22 protein-coding genes are annotated in these 21,922 nt (G+C 65.8%); 5 read left to right on the forward strand and 17 right to left on the reverse strand.

Annotated features, from left to right (window positions below; translation table 11 throughout):
- Positions 1–117 precede the first annotated feature (117 nt).
- Positions 118–1,398, forward strand: a complete 1,281-nt coding sequence (locus M8J71_RS20675; protein ID WP_374114877.1) for a PrsW family intramembrane metalloprotease — start codon at positions 118–120, stop codon at positions 1,396–1,398.
- Positions 1,399–1,495: 97 nt separating this feature from the next.
- On the opposite strand, the gene nusB is transcribed toward M8J71_RS20675, so the two are convergent.
- The 14 genes from nusB to M8J71_RS20745 all read right to left on the reverse strand — a co-directional run bounded on the left by nusB (position 1,496) and on the right by M8J71_RS20745 (position 14,903).
- Complete coding sequence (nusB, locus tag M8J71_RS20680) at positions 1,496–1,906, reverse strand: transcription antitermination factor NusB (RefSeq protein ID WP_163163910.1); 411 nt, start codon at positions 1,904–1,906, stop codon at positions 1,496–1,498.
- Positions 1,906–2,469: an elongation factor P gene (efp, locus tag M8J71_RS20685; RefSeq protein WP_050054941.1), complete on the reverse strand. Its 564-nt coding sequence runs from the start codon at positions 2,467–2,469 to the stop codon at positions 1,906–1,908. Before efp ends, nusB begins: the two co-directional genes overlap by 1 nt.
- 171 nt (positions 2,470–2,640) lie before the next feature.
- On the reverse strand, positions 2,641–3,159 hold the full coding sequence (locus tag M8J71_RS20690) for a tetratricopeptide repeat protein (protein ID WP_256249705.1): 519 nt from the start codon (positions 3,157–3,159) through the stop codon (positions 2,641–2,643).
- Positions 3,159–4,250, reverse strand: a complete 1,092-nt coding sequence (gene aroB, locus M8J71_RS20695) for a 3-dehydroquinate synthase (protein WP_256249706.1) — start codon at positions 4,248–4,250, stop codon at positions 3,159–3,161. Before aroB ends, M8J71_RS20690 begins: the two co-directional genes overlap by 1 nt.
- Positions 4,247–4,756 (reverse strand): shikimate kinase, encoded by a 510-nt coding sequence (locus M8J71_RS20700; RefSeq protein ID WP_256249753.1) that lies wholly within the window; start codon positions 4,754–4,756, stop codon positions 4,247–4,249. Before M8J71_RS20700 ends, aroB begins: the two co-directional genes overlap by 4 nt.
- 57 nt (positions 4,757–4,813) lie before the next feature.
- Positions 4,814–6,013: a chorismate synthase gene (gene aroC / locus M8J71_RS20705; RefSeq protein ID WP_256249708.1), complete on the reverse strand. Its 1,200-nt coding sequence runs from the start codon at positions 6,011–6,013 to the stop codon at positions 4,814–4,816.
- Between the two features lie 26 nt (positions 6,014–6,039).
- Positions 6,040–6,900 (reverse strand): shikimate dehydrogenase, encoded by an 861-nt coding sequence (locus M8J71_RS20710; protein ID WP_256249709.1) that lies wholly within the window; start codon positions 6,898–6,900, stop codon positions 6,040–6,042.
- Entirely contained in the window at positions 6,897–8,504 is a 1,608-nt protein-coding gene (mltG, locus tag M8J71_RS20715) for an endolytic transglycosylase MltG (protein ID WP_256249711.1), read from the reverse strand. Before mltG ends, M8J71_RS20710 begins: the two co-directional genes overlap by 4 nt.
- Positions 8,501–9,094 (reverse strand): Holliday junction resolvase RuvX, encoded by a 594-nt coding sequence (ruvX, locus tag M8J71_RS20720; protein ID WP_256249713.1) that lies wholly within the window; start codon positions 9,092–9,094, stop codon positions 8,501–8,503. The genes mltG and ruvX overlap by 4 nt, the downstream gene beginning before the upstream one ends.
- Before the next feature lie 7 nt (positions 9,095–9,101).
- Positions 9,102–11,780, reverse strand: a complete 2,679-nt coding sequence (alaS, locus tag M8J71_RS20725) for an alanine--tRNA ligase (RefSeq protein WP_256249714.1) — start codon at positions 11,778–11,780, stop codon at positions 9,102–9,104.
- Between the two features lie 123 nt (positions 11,781–11,903).
- Positions 11,904–12,146: a hypothetical protein gene (locus M8J71_RS20730; protein ID WP_256249715.1), complete on the reverse strand. Its 243-nt coding sequence runs from the start codon at positions 12,144–12,146 to the stop codon at positions 11,904–11,906.
- 17 nt (positions 12,147–12,163) lie between these two features.
- Positions 12,164–12,538, reverse strand: a complete 375-nt coding sequence (locus M8J71_RS20735; RefSeq protein WP_050054932.1) for a DUF948 domain-containing protein — start codon at positions 12,536–12,538, stop codon at positions 12,164–12,166.
- A 146-nt stretch (positions 12,539–12,684) separates the two neighbouring features.
- Entirely contained in the window at positions 12,685–13,311 is a 627-nt protein-coding gene (rpsD, locus tag M8J71_RS20740) for a 30S ribosomal protein S4 (RefSeq protein ID WP_256249716.1), read from the reverse strand.
- Between the two features lie 170 nt (positions 13,312–13,481).
- Positions 13,482–14,903 (reverse strand): replication-associated recombination protein A, encoded by a 1,422-nt coding sequence (locus M8J71_RS20745; protein WP_256249718.1) that lies wholly within the window; start codon positions 14,901–14,903, stop codon positions 13,482–13,484.
- A 72-nt stretch (positions 14,904–14,975) separates the two neighbouring features.
- On the opposite strand from M8J71_RS20745, the gene M8J71_RS20750 reads away from it, so the two are divergent.
- The 3 genes from M8J71_RS20750 (at position 14,976) to M8J71_RS20760 (ending at position 16,345) form a co-directional block, all read left to right on the forward strand.
- The gene (locus M8J71_RS20750; protein WP_256249720.1) at positions 14,976–15,644 is read left to right on the forward strand and encodes an acVLRF1 family peptidyl-tRNA hydrolase; all 669 of its coding nucleotides are present in this window, start codon (positions 14,976–14,978) and stop codon (positions 15,642–15,644) included.
- 72 nt (positions 15,645–15,716) lie between these two features.
- Positions 15,717–16,133 (forward strand): hypothetical protein, encoded by a 417-nt coding sequence (locus tag M8J71_RS20755; RefSeq protein ID WP_256249721.1) that lies wholly within the window; start codon positions 15,717–15,719, stop codon positions 16,131–16,133.
- A complete protein-coding gene (locus M8J71_RS20760) occupies positions 16,130–16,345 on the forward strand; it encodes a helix-turn-helix transcriptional regulator (RefSeq protein ID WP_256249722.1) in 216 nt (71 codons plus the stop codon). The genes M8J71_RS20755 and M8J71_RS20760 overlap by 4 nt, the downstream gene beginning before the upstream one ends.
- A 2-nt stretch (positions 16,346–16,347) precedes the next feature.
- Here the strand turns inward: M8J71_RS20760 and M8J71_RS20765 are convergent, their stop codons facing one another.
- Both M8J71_RS20765 and aspS read right to left on the reverse strand, forming a co-directional pair.
- Positions 16,348–17,085 (reverse strand): GNAT family N-acetyltransferase, encoded by a 738-nt coding sequence (locus tag M8J71_RS20765; RefSeq protein ID WP_256249754.1) that lies wholly within the window; start codon positions 17,083–17,085, stop codon positions 16,348–16,350.
- A 139-nt stretch (positions 17,086–17,224) separates the two neighbouring features.
- The gene (aspS, locus tag M8J71_RS20770) at positions 17,225–19,003 is read right to left on the reverse strand and encodes an aspartate--tRNA ligase (RefSeq protein ID WP_256249723.1); all 1,779 of its coding nucleotides are present in this window, start codon (positions 19,001–19,003) and stop codon (positions 17,225–17,227) included.
- A 109-nt stretch (positions 19,004–19,112) separates the two neighbouring features.
- Here aspS and M8J71_RS20775 point away from each other — a divergent pair, with 109 nt between their 5' ends.
- Positions 19,113–20,375, forward strand: coding sequence for an APC family permease (locus M8J71_RS20775; RefSeq protein ID WP_256249724.1), 1,263 nt, complete (start codon positions 19,113–19,115; stop codon positions 20,373–20,375).
- Between the two features lie 48 nt (positions 20,376–20,423).
- Here the strand turns inward: M8J71_RS20775 and hisS are convergent, their stop codons facing one another.
- A complete protein-coding gene (gene hisS, locus M8J71_RS20780; RefSeq protein WP_256249725.1) occupies positions 20,424–21,794 on the reverse strand; it encodes a histidine--tRNA ligase in 1,371 nt (456 codons plus the stop codon).
- Positions 21,795–21,922: the final 128 nt, after the last annotated feature.

Raw genomic sequence — 21,922 nt, forward strand, 5'->3', positions numbered from 1 at the left:
AATTACCACATGGGCCTGGCGGGACCCGTCCCGGGACAGCGCGGTGATGGTCACACTCGCGGGCCCACGTGCCGCGGGTCCTTGGACGCGTGGCGTGAGCCACCTAGGCTTTCGGGTATGTCGATGCATCCCCGCTACCCTGCGTCCGGGCCGCCCGAAGATCCCTTCCGGGGAGCGGGCGCCCCGCTCCCGCACGAAGCCAACCCAAGCTGGATGGGGCACGTGCAGCCGGAGAACTACCGCCCGGCGCCGGGGCATCAGGGCCGGCCCGTGGATACAGTGGTGCCGCCGCAGGTCCAGGGAACCGTGGTTCATGCCGGCCGGACCCGCAGCGGCGGGTTATTGGGGCTGACTATCGGCGGCAGCGCACTGGCTTTCCTCAGCCTCTTTCTGGTGGTGCCGTTCCTGCTCTCGAACACGGGGCCGGCCGGCTTCCTGGTGGGTTTCCTGGCCTCGCTCATTCCCCTGTCGGTGGTGCTCCTGGCCGTGTATGTCATCGACAAGTGGGAACCTGAGCCCAAGCGGCTCCTGTACTTCGCCTTCACCTGGGGCGCTGCGGTATCCATCGCGGTCACCCTGCTCATCCAGCCGTTTTTTGTGCTGGGGTTCCAGCTGTCCGACGGAGCGGACCTGCAGACCTACATGGCTACAGTGCAGGCGCCCATCGTGGAAGAGTTCGCCAAGTCCTTGGGACTGCTGCTTCTGCTCCTGCTGGCGAGGAAGCACTTCGACGGACCTGTGGACGGAGTGGTTTTCGCCTTCACTATCGCCGGCGGCTTCGCCTTCACCGAGAACATCCTGTATTTCGGCCGGGCCATCGCGGAATCGGCTGACCCGGCCGGCAACTTCGCCCAGGTGTTTTTCCTCCGCGGTGTGATGTCCCCCTTTGCCCACGCCGTCTTCACCGGCACCACCGGGCTCATCATGGGCTTCGCCGCGCGGCGCTGGCACGCGGGCGCTTCGGTAGCCGCCTTCTTCGTGGGGCTGCTGCCGGCCATGTTCCTGCACAACCGCTGGAACAGCATGGGCCAGGGCTTCCTGGTGGACTACATCCTGGTCCAGGTTCCCATCTTCTTCCTTGCTGTGGCGGGCATCATCCTCCTGCGCGTGGCGGAGAAGCGGCTGACGCGCCAACGCCTGCTCGAATACTCCGCCGCCGGCTGGTTCACCCACGCCGAGGTGGAGCTCCTGGCCACGTTGGGCGGCCGCCGAACAGCCTTGAACTGGGCCGGCAGCTACGGCAGGAAACGGCAAATGAAGGAATTCCTGAAAGCGGCCACCCAGCTGGCAAATACCCGCCAGCGCATCCTCAGCGGCCGGGACGTCCAGTTGCACCAGGCTGAAGAGCGCCAGCAGCTGCAGCGCATCCTGGCCCTGCGGGCCGCCGTCGCCCGTTGAACGCTGCTGCCCCCACCTGAAGGCATTCGCAGGCCGTTAAACAGCGAGGGGCCGGCCCCCACACCCGTGGAGGCCGGCCCTTCGTGGTTCCTGCCGGCTAAGCGAGCAGGGAAGGCTTCAGCTGCTGCAGCCGGCCCAGGAGGCCGTTGATGAACTGCGGCGACTCGTCGGTGGACAGCGTCTTAGCCAGCGCAACCGCTTCGCTCACCGCCACGCCGTCCGGGACGTCGTCGTTGTACAGGAGTTCCCAGGTACCGATCCGGAGGATGATGCGGTCAACAGACGGCATCCGCTCCAGGCTCCAGCCCTGCGAGTACGTTTCGAGGAACTCATCGATGGCTGCCTGCTGGGAAAGCACGCCCTCAACGATTTCCAGGGTGTACGGGTTGACGATCTGGTCAGTCTTCTCCCGGCGCGCCCGGAGCACGTCGAAGGCCGAAACAGAGCGCTGCTCTGCTTCGAAAAGAACGTCCAGGGCCCTGTTTCGGGCTTTACCGCGGGCGCTCACTACTCGGTGACCCGGCCGAGGTAGCTGCCGTCGCGGGTGTCTACCTTGACCTTGGTGTTGTTCTCGATGAACAGCGGAACCTGGATCTCGTAGCCGGTTTCCAGGGTCGCGGGCTTGGTGCCGGCCGAGGAGCGGTCGCCCTGCAGGCCAGGCTCGGTGTAGGTGATCTCGAGGACAACGCTCGGCGGCAGTTCGATGTACAGCGGGGTGCCCTCGTGGATGGCGATGTTGACCATCTGGTTTTCGAGCATGAAGTTGGTGGCGTCGCCTACCGTAGCTCCGGAAACCGTGATCTGGTCGTAGTCGGAGGTGTCCATGAACACGAAGTCCGCGCCATCCTGGTACAGGTACTGGTAGTCGCGGCGGTCCACGGTGGCGGTCTCGATCTTGAGCCCGGCGTTGAACGTCTTGTCCACGACCTTTCCGGACATCACGTTGCGCATCTTGGTACGAACGAAGGCGCCACCCTTGCCCGGCTTGACGTGCTGGAATTCGATGATGTTCCAGAGCTGGCCCTCGAGCTTCAGGACCGTTCCGTTCTTGATGTCGTTAGTGGTTGCCACTGGTTTCCTCTGGTTTCTTTGTCTGCTCGCGTGCTCAGACGTCGTATGCCGGGCAGGCCTGCCAAGCGGCCTGCCAGCGCGTGTTTGTCAAAAATCGGGTCTTGGAAAAATTCAAGAACTATTCTACCGGTAAAACGGCGGGCACCTTCCGGACCGTGCCCGCCGACGGCGTCAGCAGGCCAGGTCCAGGACCTCCCGGGCACGCTGCAGCGCCACAGTGGACGAGTAAATCAGGGCTGCATCTGCGGACTCGGCCACCCGCAGGTCCAGCGCGCGGGCGAAGGATTCAACGGCCGCCGACGTTTGTCCCGCGCTGTACTGGGTCTTGCCCAGGAACTGCAGGACCAGCGCCTCGCGGGGCGTCCCCTGCACCTCGGCGAGCAGCTGCCGGAACAGCTCCACTGCCCTGTCCAGCCGGTTGGAAACCCTCAGCACTTCGGCCTCAAAGGCCCGCAGCCTGAAGGACTCGGGGTCTCTGAAGCGCGCCTCGGCCAGCAGTTCCGCCGCCTCAGCCGCGTGCCCTTCCACCAGCAGGACAAAGATGTGGTCCGCGGGGTCGGTGGACACTGCCAGCGCCTCCCGGCAGGCGTCCTCGTTCACAATCTGCGGCAGCAGTGATTCAGGGTTGATGCGGATACCCGGGAAGCCTGCCTCCGGCCAGTCCGCTGTTCCCGCCATGTCGCCGAGCATCAGGAAGCAATCTCCTGGTAGGCGGCGAACAGCAGAGAGGTGTCCGGGACGTCGAGGATCCCCGGCTTGGCTATCCCGTCGAGGACAACGAAGCGCAGCAGGTCGCCACGGGATTTCTTGTCCCGGCGCATCCCGTCCAGCAGGCCCTGCCACCTGTCGCGGCGGTAGGTGACGGGAAGGCCCAGTGTCTCCAGGATGGTGCGGTGCCGGTCGGCATCGGCGTCGGTAAGCCTGCCGACGCTGCGGGCAAGTTCGGCAGCGAACATCATGCCCACGGAGACGGCGGCACCGTGGCGCCAGGAGTAGCGTTCCACCAGCTCGATGGCGTGGCCCAGCGTGTGGCCGTAGTTCAGGATCTCCCGCAGGCCCGACTCCTTGAGGTCCTCGGAGACCACCTTTGCCTTGACGGCGATTGCCCGCTCAATGAGCTCACGGAGGACGGCCGACTGCGGGTCCACCACCGCCTCCGGGTCCTTTTCGATGAGGTCCAGGATGGTGGGGTCTGCGATGAAGCCGCACTTGATGACTTCTGCCATTCCCGAGATGATCTCGTTTTTGGGCAGGGTGTTCAGCGTGTCCAGGTCCGCCAGCACGGCCGCCGGAGGGTGGAAAGCGCCCACCAGGTTCTTGCCTTCGGCGGTGTTGATGCCGGTTTTCCCGCCCACTGAGGCGTCCACCATGCCGAGCAGGCTGGTGGGCATGTGAATGACCTTGATGCCGCGCAGCCAGGTTGCGGCGACGAAGCCGGCCACATCCGTGACGGCACCTCCCCCGACGGCGACAATCGCGTCGGAGCGGGTGAAGTCGTTCTGCCCGAGGACCTGCCAGCAGAAGGCGGCAACCTGGATGTGCTTGCCTTCTTCGGCGTCGGGAATCTCCGCCGTCAGGGACGTGAACCCTGCTTCCGCAAGCTCGTCCCGGACGGTGTCGCCGGTGAGCCGCAGGGCCCGTGGGTGGATCACCAGGACCCGCCGGACGCGCTCACCGAGCAGGCCGGGAAGGTCCCCCAGCAGTCCCCGCCCCACCACGACGTCGTAGTTGTTATTGGCGGATTCGCCGGTGACCTTGATAACTGTTGATTCCGCGCTCACTTTTCAACTTCCTGTTTGGCAGCTGCGTAGTCCCGCAGTGCTGCTTCCAGCCGGCGTCCCAGCTCGGAAACCGAGCCGTGACGCACGTCCAGGGTGATATCTGCCAGCCGCTCGTACACCGGCTTGCGGGTGGCGAACATGGCCGTCCATCGGCCCATTGCGTCCCCCGCCAGCAGCGGCCGCCCCGAATTCCGGCCGATGCGGCCGGCAACCGTCGTGGCGTCGCATTCAAGGTACACAACGGTGCAGCGACCGATCAGCTGCTGGGTACCTGAGTCAAGAACAGCGCCGCCGCCAAGGGAGATGACGGTGGGCGTGCCTTCCGCCGCTTCCACGACGTCGGCCACTGTCCGCGCCTCTATCTCGCGGAAGGCGTGCTCGCCGCGTCCGGCGAAGATATCGGAAATGGAGCCGTGGGCTGCCACGATGACGGCGTCGGTGTCCACGAACGGGGCACCAAGCTGCTGGGCAAGCTGCTGCCCGATGGCGGATTTGCCGACGGCCATGGGCCCGATGAGGACCACCGGGCCGCTCAGGGACGCGGTTTTGTTGCTGTGGGGCACTTACTGGCCGATCGAGTCCAGGGACGCCGGAATGCTGTCCAGGTAACCCTTGATGTTGCGCGCGGTTTCCGCCACGGAGTCGCCGCCGAACTTTTCCGTGACCGCTTCAGCCAGGACAAGTGCCACCATGGCTTCCGCCACCACACCCGCGGCCGGGACGGCACAGACGTCGGAGCGCTGGTGGTGCGCCTTCGCGGGTTCTCCGGTGCTGACGTCGATGGTCTTCAGTGCGCGGGGAACCGTAGCGATGGGCTTCATGGCCGCGCGGACGCGCAGCACATCGCCGATGCTCATGCCGCCTTCGATGCCGCCCGCACGGTTGCTGGTGCGGACAATGCGGCCGTCAGCGTCCCGGACGATCTCGTCGTGGGCAGCCGAACCGCGGCGGGCAGCGGTCAGGAAGCCATCGCCGACCTCGACGCCCTTAATTGCCTGGATGCCCATCAGCGCGGCCGCGAGGCGGGAATCGAGCCTGCGGTCCCAATGCACGTAGCTGCCAAGTCCCGGGGGAAGTCCGTAGGCGAGGACTTCAACCACGCCGCCCAGGGTTTCGCCTTCCTTGTGCGCCGCATCCACCTCGGCCACCATCGCGTCGGACGTTTCCCGGTCGAAGCAGCGCAACGGATCCGCGTCCAGGGCCAGGACGTCGGTGGGAACAGGCAGCGGACGCCCTTCAGGCACGGTGACGGTCGCGATGGAGACGGTGTGGCTGACGAGTTCGATGCCAAGGTGCTTCAGGAACTGCGCTGCCACCGTTCCCATGGCCACGCGGGTCGCAGTTTCGCGGGCGCTGGCGCGTTCCAGGACGGGGCGGGCCTCGTCAAAGCCGTACTTCTGCATTCCGGTGAAGTCGGCATGGCCGGGCCGCGGGCGGGTCAGCGGCGCGTTGCGGGCCTGGTCAGCGAGCAGCTCCGCGTCCACCGGATCGGCAGACATGATCTGCTCCCATTTGGGCCATTCTGTATTGCCCACCTGGATGGCGACGGGGCCACCCTGGGTGCGTCCGTGCCGGACTCCGCCGAGGATTGTCACAACGTCCTGTTCGAACTTCATGCGTGCGCCGCGCCCGTAGCCCAAGCGCCGGCGGGCCAGTGAATCGGCGATGTGCCCGCTGGTGATTTCAACACCGGCGGGGACGCCTTCAATAATTCCCATCAGGGCCGGACCATGGGATTCACCGGCAGTCAACCAACGCAACATATTTTCCATCCTGCCACGTATGGCGGTTACAACGCCCGTCGGGGAAGGCCGACTGCGTCACACATCACATCTATGACGGATGCGTTAACTTCCTCTTCGAGGCGGCTGAACAGTCGTACCTGTTCCACCGCTTGGTACAGCAGCATTTCGAGGCCGGGCACCACGGCGCCGCCGCCGGCCTCCCACACGGACGCGATCAGGCTGGGCCAGGGATCGTAGGCCACATCCAGCAAAACGCCGGGCGTGGAGGTCTTCAGCGCCGCGATTTCGGATGCCAGCCCGTCTGCCGCGCGCGGCGGCAGCGTGGAAATGACGACGTCGGCAGCGGCCGTTGCTTTCGCGGCCTCGGTGAGTGGGCGGATTGCAAGGGAAAGGCCAAGGCTTTCTCCTGCGGCGCGTACTTCGGCCGTGCGTGCGGGGTCGCGGACGAAGATCCGGGCGGAGCCGGCCCCCAGCTCGGACAGGGCTGCAACGGCCGCGGCCGCTGTGCCGCCCCCACCCAGGATGACCGGGGCCGAAGGCGTGCGGGCGCCGGCGTGACGGACCGCATTGACGATTCCTGCGACGTCGGTATTGAACCCGACGGCACGGGTACCGTCCGCGTGCTCCTCGAAGCACACGGTGTTCACCACACCAAGGGCCTTGGCCACGCCGCGGACTTCGTCCACCTCGCCGACCATGGCGGTTTTCAGGGGCATGGTGACCGAAAGGCCGCGCCAGCCCGGCTGTCTGCGGAGCTGCCGCATCAGCGACGGCAGCAGTTGTTCAGTGACGTCGATGGCCGTGTAGCTGATGCCGATGCCCAGCCGGCTGTACGCCGCGTGATGCAGTGCCGGGGACTTCGAATGGCTGATCGGGTGGCCGAGGACCGCTGCCCGAAGGCTCATGTGCAGCGGCCGACGTTCGCCATGCACCAAGCGTTGTACTGGTCAACGTAGCCGTTATGTTCAGCCAGGGTGCGGGAGAACTTCGTCTCCTTGGTGTCCAGGTTGATGGTTACCCAATACAGGAAGTCGTTGGACTTGGGCTTGGCGGCAGCATCAATGGCTGTCTTTCCCGGTGAACCAATGGGCCCAGGGGGCAGGCCCGGATTCGCATAGGTGTTGTACGGGTTGGACTTGTCCTGGCGCTGTTCTTCGGTGAAGTTATAGCTCTTCGTTCCCAGGCCGTACGTGACAGCCGAATCCACCTGCAGGAACCCGTTGGTCTGGTCGTTGGGCTTGAGGCGGTTGTAGATGGCTCCGGCTACGTCCCCGTATTCTGCCTGGCCCCCTTCCGCCTGCACGATGCTGGCCACGATGACGGCCTCATACTGCTTGGCAGGATCAGTGATCCCTTGAGCCTCCAGCTCGTCAACGGTGATCTTGACCAGAGACTGGAGGATGTCCTTTGCGGGCGTGCCAAGCGGGTAACGGTGCTCGCCCGGGGCCAGGTACCCTTCCAGGTTCTTGGCCGTTGCGGGCAGGCCGAACTGCGCGGGCTGATTGCTGAGGGCCTGCAGATCCTGGACGGAAATGCCGGAACCTTCCGAAATGGCCTGCAGCGACTCACCGATACGCAGGCCGGCGCTCAGGGCGAAGTAGATCACTTTCGCCTGGTCCTTGCCGAGCAGGACGTTGACGGCGTCGGAGTTCTTCATCTGCGTCTTGAAGGTGTAGTCCCCCGGCGCCAGGACCCCGCCGGAGGCGTTGAATTCCTGGAGGAAGGTATCGGAGTTCGCCACGACCTGCTCACCCTCCAGCTTGGTGGCTACGGAACGGGTGCCTTCCCCGTTCTCGACCGTCACCATCACCTCGCCCGAACCGGGGCCAGGGTAGTCGCTGGGCTTATCGTTGCCCAGCAATGGCTTCAAGAACTGGGCGCCGACGGCGACGGCCGTCACGAATACCGCAAGCGTGAGGAACAACGCCAGCAACCGACGGCGGCGGCGGACCTTTTTCGAGGGCTTTGCCACTACGGGCGCTGCCGCAGCCCCGGGCAGGAACTCGTGGTGTCCCGCCTCGTGATGCGTATCGTCGTACTGCCCGTGGTCATAGTGCCCCTCGTGGTGGAGGGCGTCGTCATGCTGCACGCCCTCCTGGTAGTGATGCCCCTCCGCATATTGGGCATCGTCTTCATAATGCCCACCTGCTGAATGCTGGTGTCCGGCGAGGGCAGGCTCAGGAAAGGACGCATGCTCGTCGTGGTAAGGAACGTCGTCGTGCAGGGGCTGCGGCTCATCAGGAACGTCCTGGATGGACGGCGGTGCTTGAGGAGCGGCCGGAATGGAGTGCTCTTCAGGGGCCGAAGGAACCGGGGACGCCGCAGCGGCCGGTGGCTCAGAAGGCGGCGGCGGAACGTCGTGCCCCGTTTCGTAGGCCTGCTCGGGCACTGCGCCCTGGAGTCCTGTGTCAGAGGTCTTTTCGCGCGCCCGGATTTCCTTGCGGGTCAGCGGCCGCGCCGCCCCGGCATCCAAGGGGCCGGAAGCGTCGTCAATATTGGCAGGACTCACTGTTGCCTTCCATCTGAAAATCGGTCCGTGTCCGTGGTGGCGCGGACGGACTCATCCACCTCGCCGACCCCCGGGTCCACGGAAGGGGAGGGCGCGGTCACGCGTCGACCGACATCCGATCCCCTGGCTTTCTGCATGTCGAGGGCGTGCTGAAGGATACCTGCCGCCGCGACCTGATCAACTACTTTACGGTGATCCCGGCTGCTCATGCCAGCTTCATGCAGGTTGCGGTGGGCCGTAACGCTGCTCAAGCGCTCATCCACCAGGTTCACCGGCACAGCCAGGGCACGTGTTGCCAGCTCTGCGGCCAGCAGCTCGGCGTACTCGGTGGCCATCCTGGCCGACGCGTGCTCTTCGCCCTTCATGGTCCGGGGCAGGCCCACGAAGACCTGCACTGCGCCAAGTTCCTCGACCAGGTTGGCGATGACCCGGACATCCGAGTTTTTCTTTGCGTTCCGGTCCAGCGTCTTGTACGGCGTGGCCAGGATTGAGTCGCGATCGCAGATGGCCACACCCACCCGGACCGTGCCGACGTCAACCCCCAGTTTGATGCCCTGGGGGCTGCCGCCGGCCGCTGTTGGATTGGTCATAGGAGGTTTATCGCCCTGAAATGGCGTCCACGACGGCTGCGAGGGCAGGGGCCACCTTACCGGCGTCCGTCCCGCCGCCCTGGGCTACGTCGTCCTTGCCGCCACCACCGCCGCCGAGGATGCCTGCGGCGAGCCGTACCAGGGCACCTGCCTTGACGCCGGCTTCCCGCGCGGCCTCGTTCGTGGCGACCAGGACCATGGGACGGTCATTCGCGACGCCGGCAACAGCCACCGTAGCGGCAGCCGAACCCAAGCGGTTCCGCAGGTCCAGCGCCAGGCCGCGGAGGTCGTCCGCGCCGCTGACCTGCCCGGCGTCGTGCGCAATGACGCTGACCCCGGAGGCATCCTTGGCGCTGTTGACGAGCTGGGCGGCGGAAGCAGCCAGTTGTTCCTTGCGGAGCCTGTCGAGCTCCTTCTCCGTAGCCTTGAGCTTGGCGAGGGTGGCGGCGATCCTGTCGGCCAGCTGGCCGGAGGGGACCTTGAGCAAATCGGTGAGCTCGGTCACCAGTGCACGCTCAGCGGCGAGGTGGCGGAACGCGTCCATGCCAACAAAAGCCTCGACGCGCCGGTTACCCGAGCCGACCGACTGTTCACCCAGGAGTGAGAGGCTGCCGATCAGCGAGGTGTTGGCCACGTGCGTTCCGCCGCAGAGCTCACGGGACCACGCGCCGTCGATCTCCACCACGCGGACTTCGCTGCCGTAGTTCTCCCCGAAGAGGGCCATGGCGCCCAGGGCCTTGGCCTCGGCCAGTCCCATCACCTTGGTCTCCACTGCGTAGTTGTTCCGGATTGCGAGGTTGGAGACCTCTTCGATCTCCGAACGGGTGGCGGTGCTCAGGCCCTCGCCCCAGGCGAAGTCGAAGCGCAGGTAGCCAGCCTTGTTGTAGGAACCGCGCTGGGTGGCTTCCGGCCCCAGGATCTGGTGCAGGGCGGCGTGCACGATGTGCGTGCCCGTGTGGGCCTGCTCGGCGGCGTGGCGGCGGTCGCGGTCGACGGCGGCGCGCACCAGTGAGTCTGCGCCGATTTCGCCTTCCCGGACAATGGCCTTGTGGACGCTAAGGCCCTTGAGGGGGCGCTGGACGTCGAGGACCTCGACGACGAACCCGTCACCGGTGATCAGGCCGGTGTCGGCTGCCTGGCCGCCTGCCTCTGCATAGAACGGGGTCTCGGAGAGCACGAGCTCGATCTCGTCACCCGTGGAAGCCTGCTGTACCGGCTGTCCTCCGGTGAGGATGCCCCGGACGCGGGATTCGCCGTCGAGCTCTGTGTAACCGGTGAAGACCGTCTCGCCCTGGGCAATGATCTCCTGGAAGGCACTCAGGTCAGCATGGCCGCCCTTCTTGCCCTTCGCGTCAGCCTGGGCACGCTTGCGCTGCTCCTGCATGAGGCTGCGGAAGGCTGCCTCATCCACCTGGAGCCCGGCTTCCTCGGCCATTTCAAGCGTGAGGTCGATGGGGAAGCCATAGGTGTCGTGCAGGGCGAAGGCATCGGCGCCGGAAAGCGGCCTGTTGGCAGCCTTGGATTCCTTGACGGCATCCTCAAGGCGGGCGGTGCCGGAGGCGATGGTGCGCAGGAAGGCCTTTTCTTCGGCGTAAGCGATGCGGCTGATGCGGGCAAAGTCGGTGTCCACTACCGGGTAGACACCCTTCATGGCGTCCCGGGAGGCCGGCAGCAGCTCCGGCAGGCAGGCCTGCTCCACGCCCAGGAGGCGCATGGAACGCACCGCACGGCGGATGAGCCTGCGCAGGACGTAGCCGCGGCCCTCGTTGGAGGGGGTCACTCCATCCGAGATCAGCATCAGTGCCGAGCGGATGTGATCGCCCACGACGCGCATACGCACGTCATCCGTGTGGTGGGGATCATCCGGTGTTTCGGCGGACGTGTATTCCTTGCCCGAGAGCTCGGCAGCCTTGTCGATAACGGGACGGACCTGGTCGGTCTCGTACATGTTCTCGACGCCCTGCAGGATCATGGCGAGGCGCTCCATGCCAAGGCCCGTATCGATGTTGCGCTTGGGCAGTTCACCCACAACGTCGAAGTCTTCCTTGGAACGGACGTTTTCGATCTGGTACTGCATAAACACGAGGTTCCAGATCTCGATGTACCGGGTCTCGTCAGCCAGCGGGCCGCCCTCCACGCCGTAGGCGGGTCCGCGGTCGTAGTAAATCTCCGAGCACGGACCGGCCGGACCTGGCTGGCCAGTGTGCCAGTAGTTGTCGGCCTTGCCCATTCTCTGGATGCGCTCGGCCGGAACGCCGGTGTTCTTCAGCCAGAGTTCCTTGGCCTCGTCGTCCTCTTCGTAGACCGTCACCCACAGCAGTTCGGGCGCGAGGCCGTAGCCGCCGTCGTCCACGCTTGTGGTCAGCAGTTCCCAGGCGAACTTGATGGCGTCTTCCTTGAAGTAATCGCCAAAGGAAAAGTTTCCGCACATCTGGAAGAAGGTGCCGTGCCGTGCGGTCTTGCCCACTTCCTCGATGTCGCCGGTGCGGATGCACTTCTGCACACTCGTGGCGCGGGAGTAGGGCGGTTCTTCGCGTGCGGTGAGGTACGGGATGAACGGAACCATGCCGGCAACCGTGAACAGCAGCGAGGGGTCGCTGGAGACCAGCGATGCGGAGGGAACCGCGGTGTGGTCCTTGCTGACAAAAAAGTCCACCCAGCGCTTAGTGATCTCCTGCGACTTCATGAGCTGTTTACTTACCCTTCTTGGTCCGCGCACATGCGCGGAAGTTCGTTCGCTTGGCAGTTCCGTAGGCACGGTTGCTGCCGGTTAGTTCTGACGTGCCGGGCCGGGCTGCGGCCTGCCGGGTCAGCGGCGGACCAGTTCTCCGGAGTCCACCCCGAGGGCGGCGCGGAGGTCTGTTTCCCGTTCACGCATTCCGTCCCGGATGGCGTCCGCGAAGTCGTAGACCCCATCGGCCAGCCGGCCCACAGCCCGGTTGAGGCCCTGGGGCCCCAGCGTGGACTGCATGGTGGCCTGCGCTTCGGTGACTTTACGGAAGGAGATAACTCCGATCGCCACGCCGATTCCCATCCAGACAAGTCGTTTCATTTTAGGTTCTCCGAAGTTCAGCGGCTGCGGCGGCCGGCAGCGGGTTTCTTGCGGTTGGCCAGTGCGGTGCGGACGCCGTAGCTGAATGCTGCCACCTTAATGAGCGGCGACCCAACGGTGGCGGCCACCAGCGAGGACAGTGCCGACAGGTTCGCTGACGCGTCAGAGACGTTGGAGGAGATTCCATCCACCTTCTTCAGCTGCTGGTTGGTGGTGGACACGGTGGCCGTGACCTCGTCCATCAGCGGCGTGGCGCCGTCGCTCAGGGACCTGATGGAGGTGCGGACCTCGTCAAGGACTTTGCCCAGCTTCAGGATGGGCACGGCAAGCAGCAACACCAGGAGCGCAAACACTCCGGCAGCGATCAGGCCGGCAATATCGCCACCAGACATAGACGTTCATCTCCTCGAAATTCTGTGGTTCATTCCACCTGCCGGATGCGTCGTGAAGCGCATTGCCGCAGATGTCCCCCAAGTACCTTACATACAAAGAAGCCCGCGGCGCTTGCCACGGGCTTCTTTGGATACGCTGCTGGAATTTAGCGTGCGTAGAATTCGACGACCAGCTGCTCTTCGCAGGTCACGGGGACCTCGGAGCGCTTGGGACGGCGGACCAGGCGTGCCTGGAGGGCTTCCAGCTTGACGTCCAGGTATGCCGGAACGGCGGGCAGGACGTCGCGGTGGGCGCCGGCTGCTGCAACCTGGAGCGGAACCATGGTTTCGCTGCGGCTGTGGACGTGGACCAGCTGGCCCTCGCCGACGCGGAACGACGGGCGGTCAACGCGGACGCCGTCAACCATGATGTGGCGGTGCACAACCAGCTGGCGGGCCTGGGCGATGGTGCGGGCGAAACCGGCACGCAGGACCAGGGCGTCAAGACGCATTTCGAGCAGTTCGATGAGGTTTTCACCGGTCAGGCCCTTGGTGCGGCGGGCTTCTTCGAAGGCACGGGTCATCTGTGCTTCGCGGATGCCGTACTGGGCGCGCAGGCGCTGCTTTTCGCGCAGACGTACGGCGTAGTCGGAGTCCTGAAGCGAGCGGGCACGGCCATGCTCACCGGGGCCGTACGGGCGGCGCTCCATGTACTTGGCGGCCTTGGGGGTCAGAGCGATGCCGAGGGACCGCGAGAGGCGGGCCTGACGGCGAGCACGAGTGTTGTTAGCCACTTGTGTCCTTCCAATATCTGCGGTGTGTCAGTGTTACTGGCCTCCACGATGGAGAGCATCGGCCAACCGCTGCCTTTTGCTACTGGGCGCAGGCATAACCTTCTCAACGTGAAATTGGGGAGATTGTGCGTCCGCGCCTTGCCAGACAAACATCTATCCTACCACGGCGCCTACTTGCCCCGGACGATTTTCCGCAGCCGTTCCAGCCGCACCGCGATGTCCCGCTCCGCGCCGTTGGCGGTGGGCTGGTAGTAGTCCCTTCCCACCAGGTCATCGGGCGGGTACTGCTGGGCGGCTACTCCGTGGGGAGCGTCGTGGGCGTACTTGTAGCCAAGGCCGTGGCCCAGCTGCTTGGAACCCGGGTAGTGCGCATCCCGCAGGTGGGCGGGGATGCCGTTCCCCAGCCCTGCCCGCACATCGGAGATGGCCTTGTTGATGCCCATGTACGCGGCGTTGGACTTTGGCGCCGTGGCCAGGTGCACCACGGCTTCGGCCAGGATGATCCGGCCCTCGGGCATGCCGATCAGCTGCACCGCCTGCGCCGCGGCCACTGCGGTCTGCAGGGCGGTGGGATCAGCCATCCCCACATCCTCGGCGGCAGAGATCATGATCCTGCGGGCGACGAAGCGCGGGTCCTCCCCCGCTTCAAGCATCCGGGCAAGGTAGTGGAGGGCAGCGTCCACGTCGGAGCCGCGGATGGACTTGATGAAGGCACTGATGACGTCGTAATGCTGGTCGCCGGCGCGGTCGTAGCGAACGGCTGCGACGTCCAGCGCGCGTTCGGTGTGTTTAAGGTCGACGGCGACCGGCCCGTCGCCGGCATCGTCCGCGTCCCCGAATGCCACTCCGGCAGCCGCTTCCAGGGCGGTGAGGGCACGGCGCGCATCGCCCCCGGAAAGCCTGACGAGGTGCTCGAGGGCTTCCGCCGTGAGGTCCACCTTCCCGTTCAGGCCGCGGGGATCTTCAACGGCGCGCTTCACCAGTCCTTCAATGTCCGCATCTGTCAGCGGACGGAGCGTGAGCAGGAGCGAGCGGGACAGCAGCGGTGAGACCACCGAGAACGAGGGGTTTTCCGTGGTGGCGGCGACCAGCACCACCCACCGGTTTTCGACCCCCGGCAACAGGGCATCCTGCTGGGCCTTGTTAAACCGGTGGATCTCATCCAGGAACAGGACGGTGGTGGTTTTGTACAGGTCGCGGGCGGTCAGCGCCTCGTCCATAATGCGCCGCACGTCCTTGACGCCGGCTGTGATGGCGGAAAGCTCGACGAACTTCCTCCCGGGTCCGCGCGCGATCACGTGCGCCAGGGTGGTTTTGCCGGTTCCCGGCGGGCCCCAGAGGATCAGTGACGTGGGTCCCGCAGGGCCGGATGTGTCCGCGCCGGCGCCGGCAGCGAGCTGGCGCAAGGGCGACCCCTGGCCGAGGAGATGCTGCTGCCCCACTACCTCATCGAGGGTGCGGGGACGCATCCGGACGGCGAGCGGACCGCGCGGGGAAGCCTTGCCGCCTCCCCCGGCACTCCGGCCGGCGGTCGGCGCACCGTCGTCGCCGTCGTCGTCATTACCGGGCCCGTGCCCGAAGAGATCATCCACATAGATAGGCTACTTCGAGTTCACTTCCGGATTTCGCCCGGGAGTCCGCCCGGCCAGAAAAGGATTGCCACTATGTCCGCACGCAGTACCGGCGGAGCCAAACCGCCGTCCGTGCGCACTGCCTTCATCCCTGGCAGCCGCCTGCCCGGCTGGGCGGAGAGGTTCGGCGCGTCGCACGGCGGTTTCCAGGTGCGGGATGACGATGACGGGCTGCGCCTCCTCGCTGACGACGGCGCCGAAGCGCTCCTGCAGGCGCCCTGGCCCAGTGACGGCAGGCCGGGCCGCGGCGCCGACGCGCTGGAACGGCTTGCCTCCCTCGCGTCGCAGCCGCGCCGGCTCGGCCTCCTCCTCGTCCGGCGTGGAGGTTACGGGGTTGCGGTGGTCACTGAGGGCGTGCCCTTGGCTTCGAAGGTCGGCTCCACCTACGTGCAATCCCGGACCGCCGCGGGCGGCCAGTCTCAGCAGCGGTTTGCGCGGCGGCGGTCCAACCAGGCGGACGCACTCGTGGAGGCTGTAGCCGATCAGGCCCTTCGGGTCTTCAGCGCTGAGCCGTTCGAATATTTGGTTCCCGGCGGCGACCGGGCCTTGGCGGGCTTTGTCCTCGACCACCCGGCCTTGAAGGACTATGCCGGGCTGCCCCGTCTGGCCTACCTTGACGTTCCGGACCCCAAGGCCGCGGTGCTGAAGAAGGCAGCAGCGGACGCCTGCTCGGTGCGGATCCAGGTCATCGACCCGCAGTAGCAATGCCGGGACGAGGGCCCTAGGGTGACAAGGGCCCTTGACACCCCTTGGGCGACGCCGCAGAATTGACACATGACAAGCAAACTTGACAGCAATGACCACAGCGCCGGCGACCGGGCAGTGGCCCGCTCCTATCAGCTGGATTTCTGGCCCGGCATCGCGGCCTACGCCGTGGTGCTGACTGCAGTGCTTCTCTGGGGCGACCTGGAGGGGAGCAGCCCGTGGCGCTTTGTTTGGGCCGTCCTGCCGGTGATACCCAGCCTGTGGATCGTCCGGGCCGTGCTCCGGCATGCAAAGCGCGTCGACGACTACCAACGCCTTCTGCTGCTGCAGGCGCTCGGAGGCGGCTTCGCCGTTGCCATGGTTGCGTCTGTGACCGTCGCCTTCCTGGAGATCGCAGGCATGAGCTTCGTGGGGATCGGCTGGATCATCTACGGCGCAGGCATGCTGGGCTGGATCGCCACAAGCACCGTGGTGGCGCGCCGGTGAACAACCACCTGAAGGCGCTTCGTGAATCACGCGGGTGGACGCAGGGGAATCTTGCCGATCAGTTGGGCGTTTCGCGGCAGACGGTCAACGCGCTGGAGACCGGCCGCTACGACCCCGCCCTTCCTTTGGCCTTCCGCATCGCACGGCTTTTTGACAAGCCCATCGAGTCGATCTTCATTCCCGACGATGCGGACGTAACAACCGAGCGTTAAGCTCAGCAGCCCGTCAGGGCACGCCGGGGCCGCTGCTGCCGGTAGAGGTAGCGGCCCGACTCCTCGAACCCGGCCTGGCTGTATAGCTGCTGGGCTGCATGGTTGGCGGCTGTGACCAGCAACCAGGTGCTGGCAAGGCCGCGCGCGTCCCCTTCGCACAGCAGCGCCTGCAGTACCGTCGAAGCGTAGCCCCGCCTCCGGTGGGACGGTGACGTGGCCATACAGTAGATGCCGCCGGTTCCCTCCACCAGGGCGAGGCGCCCGACGGCGGCCGGCCCGCCGTCGTCGTCCCTCGCCAGGGCATAGAGCGAAGGGCACCCAGCCAATATGGTTCCCGCCGTCTCCCGTTCGGCTTGGCCGCCCCGGCCGTCCACGCTCCACCAAAGGTCCAGCCATTCCTCGTCCGGCTGGTCCCGGATTTCAACCTTCCCAGTTGCCGCTGGGCTCGGAGGGTCACCACCGGCCGGCCGGGCCATAACGAGCGTCTCGGACTGCCGCGTGAAGCCCTGCGCGTCCAAATAGTCGTTCAGCCCGGCGTTGGCAGGCGTGTCCGTTATCTGGAAGATCAGGGGAAGGCGCCGCTTCCGGTACCACTGGACCGCCTCGCGCAGCGCGGCCTGGGGCTCCGCGGCGGCCTCCCGCGGCCACACCGAGTTGGCCCGCTGGGTGACGCCGGCGGCAGCCCGGAGGACCCACTCCCCCGTGTCATGACGCTCAACGGCAGGCCAGGCAGCATCCATGAGCGGCTCGTAATCCACGAGCGTGTCGAAGGCGCGGGGCTGCTGCCCAGGGAAGCTATGGACCACAAGGACTCCTGTCTGCGGATAAGCCTGAAGGCCCTCCCTTCCGGGGAGAGCCTTCAGGTGGATCAGCGGTGCTTTACTTGCCTTCTGCCGGTTTGGCCTCCGGCTTGAAGTCCACGCCGGCTTCCTTGCGCTGCTGCGGCGTGATCGGGGCCGGGGCCGCCGTCAGGGGATCGTAACCGTTGCCGGTCTTCGGGAAGGCAATAACGTCGCGGATGGACTCCACGCCGGCCAGCAATGCCACCACGCGGTCCCAGCCGAAGGCGATGCCGCCGTGCGGAGGGGCGCCGTACTTGAAACCCTCCAGCAGGAAGCCAAACTTGGTCTGGGCATCCTCGCGGTCGAGGCCCATCAGTTCGAAGACGCGTTCCTGGACATCGCGCTCGTGGATACGGATGGAACCGCCGCCGATTTCGTTGCCGTTGCAAACGATGTCGTAGGCGTAGGACAGGGCCGACTCCGGATCCTGGTCGAACGTGTCCAGGAACTCGGGCTTGGGCGACGTGAAAGCGTGGTGCACAGCCGTCCACTTGCCGGCGCCGACGGCCACATCCCCGGACGCCACCGCTGCTGCGGCGGGTTCGAACATGGGCGCGTCCACTACCCAGCAGAAAGCCCAGGCCTTGGGGTCGATCAGGCCGGTGCGGTGCCCGATTTCGACGCGGGCAGCACCGAGGAGGGCGCGGGCAGCTGACTTCTCGCCAGCCGCGAAGAAGATGCAGTCGCCGGGCTTGGCGCCTACTGCATCCGCGAGGCCTGCCCGCTCGGTCTCGGTAAGGTTCTTGGCAACCGGGCCGGCGAGCTCGCCATCTTCCTTGAACAGGACATAGGCAAGGCCCTTGTGCCCGCGCTGCTTGGCGAATTCCTGCCAGCCGTCCAGCGTGCGGCGGGGCTGGGAGGCACCACCGGGCATCACCACGGCGCCCACGTACGGAGCCTTGAAGACGCCGAAGTTGGTGTCCTTGAAGAACTCGGTGAGCTCCGTCAGCTCCACGCCGAAGCGGAGGTCGGGCTTGTCCGAGCCGTACCGTGCCATGGCGTCAGCGTAGGTGATGCGCTGGATGGGAGTCGGGATCTCGACGTCGATCAGCTTCCACAGCGCCTTTACGATGTTTTCGCCGAGGGCAATGATGTCGTCCTGGTCCACGAAGCTGGCTTCGATGTCCAGCTGGGTGAATTCCGGCTGGCGGTCGGCGCGGAAGTCTTCATCGCGGTAGCAGCGGGCGATCTGGTAGTACTTCTCGAAGCCGCCCACCTGCAGGAGCTGCTTGAAAAGCTGCGGTGACTGCGGCAGTGCGTACCACGAACCCGGGGCCAGGCGCGCGGGGACCACAAAGTCACGGGCGCCTTCCGGCGTCGAACGGGTCAGCGTGGGGGTTTCGACCTCCACGAAGCCGTCCTGGTGCAGCAGCTCACGGGCCACGCGGTTTGCCTCCGAGCGCAGCCGGAGGTTGCGGGCGGGGCCGGGCCGGCGGAGGTCCAGGTAGCGGTGCTTCAGGCGTGCTTCCTCGCCCACTTCAACGTGCTCGTCGATCTGGAACGGGAGCGGCTCGGAGGTGTTGAGGATGACCACCTTGTCCGCCATGACCTCGATCCCGCCGGTGGCCAGCGCCGGGTTCTCATTGCCCTCGGGCCGCTTGGAAACGGTGCCGGTAACCTGCAGGACATACTCGTTGCGCAGGCCGTGGAAAACTTCTTCCTCGCGGACCACAACCTGTGCCACGCCGGAAGCATCGCGCAGGTCCACGAAAGCCACACCACCGTGATCACGACGGCGGCCCACCCAGCCAGCGAGGGTTACGGTTTGTCCAATGTGCTCGGAACGAAGGGATCCGAGGTCATGTGTGCGCAGCACAGCACGCCTTTCTGCGGGGTAACACGGGAAGTCATACGGAAAAGTTAAATAGGATCGTTCGGGGAACGATCCCGTTCGAGTTTACCCGCTGCAAAGGGACTGTCACCGCATGAGCGCGCACCAGCAACTGCATCGAAGGCTTGGCACCTTCGATGCCACCGTTATCGGCCTTGGCTCCATGCTGGGCGCGGGAGTGTTCGTCGTCTTCTCCCCCGCCGCCGCGTTGGCGGGAAACCTGCTGGTCCTTTCGGTGGTCATTGCCGGGGCTGTCGCGTACTGCAACGCCGTCGCATCAGCTGCCCTGGCAGCGAAGTATCCCACCAGCGGAGGGACGTACGTCTACGGACGCAAACAGCTCGGTGAGTGGCCGGGGTTCCTCGCCGGCTGGAGCTTCGTCACCGGAAAAACCGCCTCGTGTGCAGCGATGGCACTGACATTCGGCAGCTATGTGGCCGGTGCTTATGCAGTGCCGGTGGCCATCGCGGCGGTGGTGGCGTTGACCGCAGTCAACCTGCTGGGGATCACCAGGACGGCCCTGCTGACCCGCGTCCTGCTGTGCGTGGTGCTGGCCACCCTGGTATTTGTCGCCGTCGCGGCAATTGTTGGGCGGCACCCGTCAGCGGACGGACCCCTGGCTGGTTCCTCGGGCGGACCCGGAGGCGTGCTGCCGGCCGCCGGGCTGTTGTTCTTCGCCTTCGCGGGCTACGCCCGCATTGCCACGCTGGGTGAGGAAGTCAAGGACCCGTCCCGCTCCATACCAAGGGCCATCCTCGCCGCACTGGCTGGTGCCTTCACCATCTACCTGGCGCTGGCATTGCTGCTGCTCAACCACCTTCCCGGCGGAGAACTGGCAGCCACACAGACCCCGCTGTTGGAAGCGGTCCTGCAGTCACGGCTGGCGGCCGGCGCGCCGCTGGTGCAGGCTGGCGCGGCGGCTGCGTGCCTCGGCGCGCTCCTTGCCCTCATTACCGGCGTGGGACGCACCACTTTGGCCATGGCGCGTGAACGGGACCTTCCCCGGCCGCTGGCCCGGGTGGGCGGCAAGCACACTGTTCCGTACGCTGCAGAACTGGCCGTTGCCGCCGTCGTTATCCTGCTCCTGCTGACCACGGACGTCATGACTGTGGTGGGCTTTTCAAGTTTCGGCGTGCTCCTGTACTACGCAGTGGCCAACGCCTCTGCCTACACACTGGCATCGCACCCCGGGTACGCACCCAAGTGGCTCAACGCGGTGGGCTTCGTCGCATGCCTTCTGCTGGCCTTCACCCTACCCGCCGCCTCGGTGCTGACCATGACGGCGGTCCTGGCTGCCGGTGTGGCGGGTCGATGGCTGGTGCTGCGGCTGCGGGCCGGCACGGCGAGCGATGCGTGAGGGACTGCCCGCTTCGATGGCTGCCTAGCTTCGTAGAAGGTCAGTTCCCTAAACCGCGGATGCCACCGGCACTGTTGAGGCCACTTGAACCGTCAGATCCTCCGACGGCGGGGTCCAGGTTTCCGGGAAAGCGACAACCTGTTCGCCCGTGCGGATGTCCTTCACCTGGTGGGTGCCCTCGTCGTCCGTGAACCAGACGAAGGGGATGCCCCGGCGGTCGGCGAACTTGATCTGCTTGCCGAACTTCTCCGCCTTTGCCGCCACCTCGGTGGCGATCCCGCGGCTGCGGAGCTGGGCTGCAACGTCCTGCGCCGCACTCCAGCTGTCGTCGGAGGTGAGGGAAACCAGGACCGCTGTCGGAACGGAGCGCGAGGCCTTGGCCAGGTCCTGGCTGAGGATACGGGAGACCAGCCGGGTGACGCCGATGGAAAGGCCCACCCCCGGGAACTTCCGGTTGCCCTTCGAAGCCAGCGCGTCGTAACGGCCGCCGGAGCAGATGGACCCCAGCTGCTCGTGGCCCACCAAAACGGTTTCCACCACGGTGCCGGTGTAGTAGTCCAGTCCGCGGGCGATGCTGAGGTCAGCCACCACCTTGCCGGGGGCACGCTGGACAGCCGCTTCGATCACCTGTTCCAGCTCGTTCAAGCCTTCATCCAGCAGGTCGTTGCTGACCCCCAGCGCCTGAACCTGTGCCACGAAGGATGTGTCCTCCGTGCGGATCGCAGCCAGCTGCAGCGCCTTCTGCGCCTGTTCGTCGGTGGCGCCCAGTTCCGCCTTGAGCAGGTCCGCCACCTTGTCCGGGCCGATCTTTTCGAGTTTGTCGATACTGCGCAGTACGCCGGCCGTGTCCTCGAGCCCGATGCCTCGGTAGAAGCCCTCCGCGAGCTTGCGGTTATTGATCCGAAGGCGGAAGTCCGGGATGGGGAGGGCGCTGAGGGCCTCGGCAATCACCAGCGCTATTTCGACGTCGTACCGGAAGGGCAGGTCGCCGTCCCCCACCACGTCGATGTCCGCCTGGGTGAATTCACGGGCACGGCCCTCCTGGGGACGCTCACCGCGCCAGACCTTCTGGATCTGGTACCGGCGGAACGGGAAGGCGAGGTAGCCGGCGTTCTCCACCACATAACGGGCAAACGGGACGGTGAGGTCAAAGTGCAGGGCAAGCGCGTGCGGATCGGCCTTGCCTCCCTTGACCGGATTGTCGCTCTCGTCCTCCTGCAGCCGGCTGAGGCCGTACACTTCCTTGTCAATCTCACCCTTGCGCAGCAGCTGGCCAACCGTTTCCACTGCCCGCGTCTCGATGGACGAGAAGCCATGCAGCTCAAATACCCGGCGGAGCGTGTCCAGCACATGCAGCTCCACCAGCCGCTCCTCGGGAAGCCACTCGGGGAATCCGGACAGGGAGGCGGTGCGTGCCATGGTGGATTTTCTCCTCTTAGGTGTTGTGCTTGGGACTTGCCCGGCATCCCAAAACGGGCCAGGAACGGCGGCAGTCCAGCCAGTCATGCATAAACTATGTGCGGCAGTCAGTTTATGCGTCATCCGCC

It is taken from the genome of Pseudarthrobacter sp. R1 (assembly GCF_024494415.1).
Classification (GTDB): domain Bacteria; phylum Actinomycetota; class Actinomycetes; order Actinomycetales; family Micrococcaceae; genus Arthrobacter.